This window comes from Pseudoalteromonas sp. SMS1 (assembly GCF_021530565.1).
GTDB lineage: Bacteria > Pseudomonadota > Gammaproteobacteria > Enterobacterales > Alteromonadaceae > Pseudoalteromonas.
Map to the genome: position 1 here is coordinate 1 of NZ_JAKGBI010000042.1, position 7342 is coordinate 7342.

Here is a 7342-nt window from a genome sequence, read left to right on the forward strand (position 1 = left end):
GCCCCCTGCTTTTAGAATACCGAGGATACCCACCACCATGTCCATGGAACGCTCCACACAGATCCCCACTAAACTGTCCGGACCCACTTGACGTGTTGTTACCAAGTAATCACTTAATTGGTTTGCTCTGGTATTGAGTTCGCTGTAGCTCAGTGACGCGCCCTCAAATACAACGGCGGTTGCATCCGGCGTCTTCTCTACTTGTGCCTCAAACAAGGTGTGGATCAACGCATCCTGTGGATACGCACACTCGGTGTCATTCCATTCAATCACCTGGCGCTTGATAGACTCTGTTGGTAGCATATTGACGTCAAACACACATTTATCAGGTGTATTAACAAGTTCTGCCAACAATAAATCAAAATGCTTTGCAAACCCTTCGATAGTCGTTGCTTCAAAAAGGTCCGTGTTATACTCCCAATCAAGAAGCAAACCTTCTTCTCTTTCGACAACAGACAATGTCAGATCATACTTGGCGATAACATCCTCTTGTTCAATCAATTGAACATCCAAGTCAGACAATTCAAGTTCTGCCATTTCATTATTTTGTAATACTAACGCCACTTGAAATAATGGACTTTGGCTTAAGCTTCGCTCTGGCTGTAAAGTCTCTACTAATTTTTCAAACGGAATTTGTTGATGCGCATACGCATCTAATAATGTCTCTTTGCTTTGAACCAGTAAGTCATTAAAACACGGGTTATTTGATAAATCGCTGCGCAACACCAACGTATTGACAAAGAAGCCTATTAAGCCTGCCACTTCTGCTTGTTCCCGATTAGCAATTGGGCTACCTACAACAATATCAACCTCATTACTGTATCGAGATAAAAGTACAGAAAATGCAGCATGCAAGCCCATAAACAGAGTACACCCTTTTTTCTGATACAAAGCTTTAAACTCATTGTAAATCAGCGCATTAGTGGTACTCCGATGAACAGCCCCAGCAAAGGTTTGTTTTTTTGGTCTTGGGTGATCAAGTGCTAAGCTATGTACTGGCGGAATGTCTGAGAGCTGCCCTTTCCAATATGCGAGTTGCTCCTCCAATATTTCGCCCTGTAACCAATTGCGTTGCCAGTGGGCATAATCAACATATTGCACTTGCATCGGCGCTAAAGGATCTGTGTTGCCGCTCACGTTTGCGTTATATAACGCACTAAGCTCTCTAACAAGGATTCCCATAGACCAGCCATCTGAAGCGATATGATGCATGGTTACTAACAACACATGTTCTTTTTCTGCTACCTTCGCTAGTTGAGCTCGAAGCATTAGATCATTTTTCAAGTTAAATGCTTTGGTGGCTTCCGATGCAATAAGCTCACTAAGCACTGTCTGCTTTTCATTTTTTTCTAATAAAGAGATATCGCTAACAGGTATATCCAAGTTTGATGCTGCATGAACACACTGTACTGGCTCGCCATGAGCCCCCTCAACAACGTTGGTTCTTAAGCTTTCATGACGTGCAATAATGGAATTAATCGCATTTGTCAAAGCAGTGAGTTTCAATTCACCTCGAATAGTCAGAGCAACTGGAATGTTGTAATGCGTACTGCCATCATCAATTTTATCCAGCATCCATAAACGTTGCTGAGCAAATGACAATTCAAGTAGATTACCTTCTCTCTCAATAGGTTTAATAGGCGGATATATAGGTTTAGAAACAGGCTTTTTGTAGCCCAGCTTTTGAGCTAGTTTCCAGGTGCGGCTGTGGAGGAAGTCTTCCTCTACCTGCTGTTTCCAAGCATCACCTACAGAACTCTTTATCTTTTTATGTCCAAGAAATTTACCATCTCCCAACATTCGTGACTCTTCACGAACACCATCTGACATTCGCTTTGCCGTGTCATCGTAAGGGTTGATTAAAGACCTGTCATAATCAATAGACAAGAATTCACACAACGACTCCATTTGGCGCGCAGGATCTTTCACTAAATCTTCGAATACCACCCTATGTTGCCGACTCTGAGGGATCTCTTCTAGGAAAGTCGAAATGTTGGAATGAGCCTCAGCCCAAAGTAGCTCTCCTAGCTCTTTGGAGTCATATTCATGTTCATCAAGATACGCCACGACATTTAATTTCACTTGTTCAGCAGACGTAATCATGCCATATGGGTGTCGTACTAAATGAATGAAGTGTGCCTCTTCAAACATCCTCTCCGCTTGCTGCAAAATCTCAGGGTGATAAGCATAAGTAGGTGATTTATCTACTAGTACTAGGTCACCAATCCACCCTTGTATCTCACGATAAAACTGTTGAATGGTATAGTCTTTTTCTTCAAATTCAGCCATCACTTGTTTGGCCTCTTCGAGACTACACCCTTTTGCTTCCATTACAGCTCTGAGCGCCCCTTCCTGATAAAAATCAAATCGGCCAGTAAAGGCTTTATTACGTTGTTTTAAAGTGTCAAAAGACAATAACTCTAGATCTGGTGGAGAAAATAATTCGGGGTGACCAGCTAGCATAACCCGAAGTAATGTTGAACCTGAGCGATGTGGTGACAATATAAAGATAGCTTTGCCATTCTTTTTGTTAGGTTCAATAATTGCTTTGGGAACTGACGGCACGAGCTGCTGAACTTGTGCAAAGTGGCTATCATTTAGCCCTCCTTCTATGCCGCTTTTCAAAGTGATATTAGCAGCATCCAGCAACCCTTTTTCTATGAGGGATTCGGTATAGTTTTTCTTAAGATAATCAACTAGCTCGGCAATTGTTGGCTTATCATGTAAAATAACAACATGTACAACTCCTCCGGTAATTGCCTGTATTTTATTAACAACTCGTATCGCTAATAAGGATTGGCCACCCAAAGCAAAGAAGTTATCAGTAACCCCCACTCGCTCAACCTCTAAGACTTCCTGCCAAATCATACATAAGCGCTTTTCGAGCACAGAAGTTGGCGCAGTATAGGTCAGCTTACGTGCGGACATATCAGGTTGTGGTAGCGATTTACGATCTATTTTGCCATTAGGCGTCAGAGGGAGTTTCGCAAGTACAACAATGGCAGAAGGCACCATGTAATCAGGTAGCTCTCTACTTAATGCTATTCTTAATGCATCGGCTGTTTCAGGTGACTGTGGATAAGCATCGCCTGTTGTTACGTAGGCCACTAGTCGCTTGCCACCATTACCACTCTCACTATCCAAAGCAATTACAACAGCTTCATTGATCCCATCTTGCATAAGTAATTGATTTTCAATTTCTCCAAGCTCTACCCTGAACCCTCTAATTTTGATTTGGTGATCGATACGACCTAAAAACTCTAGATTGCCGTCCGGCAAATAACGTACTAAGTCACCTGTTTTATACAAACGCTCGCTACTACTTGTATCTAACTCATTAAAATACGGATTGCTGACAAACTTTTCTTCGGTCAAATCGTTTCGGTTGAGATACCCTCGAGTTAGCGCTCTACCACCAATGTATAGCTCCCCAGCAACACCTATCGGCAATATTTTCATTTGTTTGTCTAAAACATACAGCTGCCCCAGACTCGGGGATTTACCTATCGGCATGGTTGGCTTGTTCAGATCTGCAGGCGTCACTGTATAACATGATGCCCAAACGGTTGTTTCTGTAGGGCCATACTCATTGACTAACTGACAATTATCATTAAAGAAGTCAAAGTGCTCTCTAGCAACTGCTGGAGGCAAAGGCTCGCCAGCCAAAATGACATATTTAAGCGACCCTATTTGCCCTTGATGGTTTTTAGCAACATAGAGTATTTCTTTGTAAAGAGATGGCACAGTTAGCAAGCTATCTACTGACTGTGCCGATATCAAATTAGCCAACGCTTGCAAATTAGACAACGCTTCTTTATTTGGAAGTATCAGCTGTCCACCGCAACTAAGCGTGCCAAAAATTCCAGCGACAGAACTATCGAAGCTCAAGGAGCTCAGTAGTAGGAATGATTGTGTTTTTTGAGTGTAATAGTTAACTCTAGCTAGCGTTGACGCAACAAGGCTATTGTGAGGCACCAAAACACCTTTAGGTTCACCCATACTACCCGATGTATAAATAACATATGCCAAATTATGAGGCTTAAGTAGTAACTCATTGTCTGATAAGTTTTCAGTACTAAGCTTAGTAAGATGCTGATTTAGTTCCTCGGAGTCTATAAAGACAGCAAGACTTTCAGGAATGGGGCTTTCCCCTTTTAGTTTGCATTGAGTCAATACAGTGGTCAGACTCGCATCATTCAGCATATAGGATAAACGTGATCCAGGATACTCAGGATCCAGAGGGACGTAAGCGCCCCCTGCTTTTAAAATACCCATTATACCAACAATCATATCAAGCGAACGCTCAACACATATCCCAACTAAAGTATCAGGGGTAACGTCTCTTTCTTCGATTAAGTAGCGGGCCAGTTGATTTGCACGTTGGTTTAATTCGGCATAGGTTAAACGATTACCATCTGCTACCACTGCTATTGCTTGAGGGTTAGCTTTTACTTGCTGCTCAAACAGCGTTTGAATACATGTATTCTGCTGATAGTTAGCAACATGATCATTCCAGTCAATTAATTGTTGCTGAGTCTCCTCTGAAGATAAGAAATCGATGGAAAATACATCCACATCAGGCGTATTCACCATACCTGTCAAAAGTAGCTCAAAATGTGATGCTAAACGCTCTACCGTTTCAGCATTAAACAAATCTGTATTGTACTTCCATTCTAACTGTAGGTTCGTATCACTTTCAGTTACAACCAACGTTAGATCATATTTAACGAAATCATCTTCTTGAGGAATCGGGTTCAGAGTTAAGTTCGGTAATTCCAGTTCACCTTCGTCGTTATTTTGCAGAACCAAGGTGACTTGAAATAATGGGCTATGGCTTAAACTACGCTCTGGCTGTAATACCTCTACCAGTTTCTCAAATGGCACTTGTTGATGAGTATATGCATCTAAAAGCGTTCTTTTACTTTGAGCCAACACCTCATTAAAACTAGGGTTGTTAGACAAGTCACTGCGCAATACTAAAGTATTTACAAAGAAGCCAATAAGATTAGCCACTTCTTCCTGCTCTCGATTCGCAATAGGGCTGCCAACAACAATGTCTGTTTCATTACTATATCGAGACAATAATACGGAAAATACCGCATGTAACGCCATAAATAGGGTACTATCAGACTGGCTATAAATATTTTTTAGTTTTTGCAGTACATCAGAGCTAATCTGATCATGATATATAGCCCCAGAAAAACTTTGTTTTTTAGGGCGAGCACGATCTAACGGCAAGCCATGCACAATGGGTAAATCCGCCAATTGATTAGTCCAATAATCAAGGTGATTCTCGAGCACTTCATCTTTAAGCCAGTGCCTTTGCCAATGCGCATAATCGGCATATTGAATAGAAAGAGGTGCTAAAGGATCGTTTTCTCCCTTTTCGAAGGCCGTGTATAGTTCACTGAATTCTTTGATCAGAATCCCCATTGACCAGCCGTCTGACGCGATATGGTGCATATTGAACAGCACAATACCCCGTGGCAGTTCTGCGTTGGTTGATAGTTTGATAAAGACGCCTCTCACCATTACATCTTTGCTCAATTCAAAAACAGTGCTCGCATTTTCACCAATTAGCTGCTTGGTAGCAGCGAGTTGTTTTTCACCCGCCAGCATACTCAAATCTTTGCAAATAAATGAGAAATCAACTTGCTCTCGGATAACTTGTACAGTGCCTTCATCACCTTCAACGAATACTGTACGTAATACTTCATGACGCTCTATTACTCGCTGCATTGCCTGATTTGCAACCTTGATATTAAAAGGTCCATCAACGTGTAACGCGACTGGCATATTATATTCAGTACTGCCCCCCTGAAGCTTGTCAAGAAGCCATAGGCGCTGTTGTGAAAATGACAACATCTCTCCATTTTCACCGCGAGTAATAGGTGTTATAGCGACAGGTTGTTCTATCAAGTCAGCTTCATCTAATACAGCAGACAGAGACGCAATTGTAGGTGATTCGAAAACTGACTTGAGCGGCAGGTTAATATTAAACTGAGCCTTAATCATGGCTACCAACCGAATAGCAAGTAGTGAATGCCCTCCCAACTCGAAGAAATTGGCCGTTCTGCTAATTGCCTCCACATCTCTATTCAGTAAATTGGCGAAAATACTTACCAATCCATATTCCGTAGTGGTTTTAGGTGCAATGTACTCACTTTGACTAACCACAACATTTTTACGAGCAAGTACCTTTTTATCAATTTTACCATTTGGCGTCAGTGGCCACTCTTCAAGTAACAAAAATGCAGATGGCACCATATGCTCTGGCAGCACTTTGCTTAATTCTTGTTTAACTGCTTGCAACCAAGCACTTTCATCGCCCACATTTGACTCTGGGATAATGTAACCAACTAGATGCTTATTTTGATATTCATTCTCGACGGCCAATACTGTCGCGGCAGAGACTCCCTTTAGTTCAGATAAGTGAGTTTCTATCTCACCTAACTCGATCCTGAACCCACGGATCTTCACCTGCTCGTCAGCTCGCTCAATAAACTCCAAATTACCATCTGATAAATAGCGAACTAGATCCCCCGTTTTATATAATCGCGCGTTCCCATTGGCTTTGTCTTGTTCCGTAGCAAACGGGTTCTCAATAAATCGTTCAGCTGTCAATTCAGGTTGATTTAGATAACCTCTCGCTAGGGCATGCCCACCAATGTAGAGTTCACCAGAAGCGCCTTTAGGCGCAAGCTGATCATTATTTAGTACATAGTATTTGCGGCCCAAGTTACTCTTTCCTATAGCAACTTTTTCTGTATTCCGATCCTTACTAAACAAATAAAGAGAGGTCGTTACGACAGCTTCTGTAGGTCCATATGCATTAAAGAGCGCAGCATCAAATGGCAATTCTTTCCAAAGGCTAATAACTTCGTAATTGAAAGATTCGCCACCTAATACAAACGTTTTAACTGCAAGCTGAGAAAGGCGATGATCAGTTTTATCCAAAGACAAGAACACTTTTTGAAAGTAACCCGGAGGGATATCAGCAAAGGTAATTTGGTTGCTATGAAGAAAGTCAATGAACTCATCAGAACCCAAATGGTCATTAGCGCGAAGGTATAGTACTGCGCCATGAAGTAAGCTGCTAAATATTTGTTCCTGTGCAGCATCAAAGTTTATTGTAGAGAACTGAAGCACTCTGTCTTTCTCTGCTATGCCATAATGTTGTTGGCAAAAGTGCATGTGTTTAGCAAAAGCTTGGTGCTCTACCATCACCCCTTTTGGCTTACCGGTTGACCCAGAAGTGTAAATCACATACGCAAGATGAGTGGATTGTAGCCCTGCAACCTTGCGGTTCTCTGTCTCACATTGCTGTAGCTGCGCAACAACC

1 protein-coding gene is annotated in these 7342 nt (G+C 41.9%); it reads right to left on the reverse strand.

Annotation, left to right across the window (positions count from 1 at the left end; all coding sequences use genetic code 11):
* The coding region (locus L1286_RS23755) for a non-ribosomal peptide synthetase (RefSeq protein ID WP_235409504.1) at window positions 1-7342 on the reverse strand (7342 nt) is incomplete at both ends.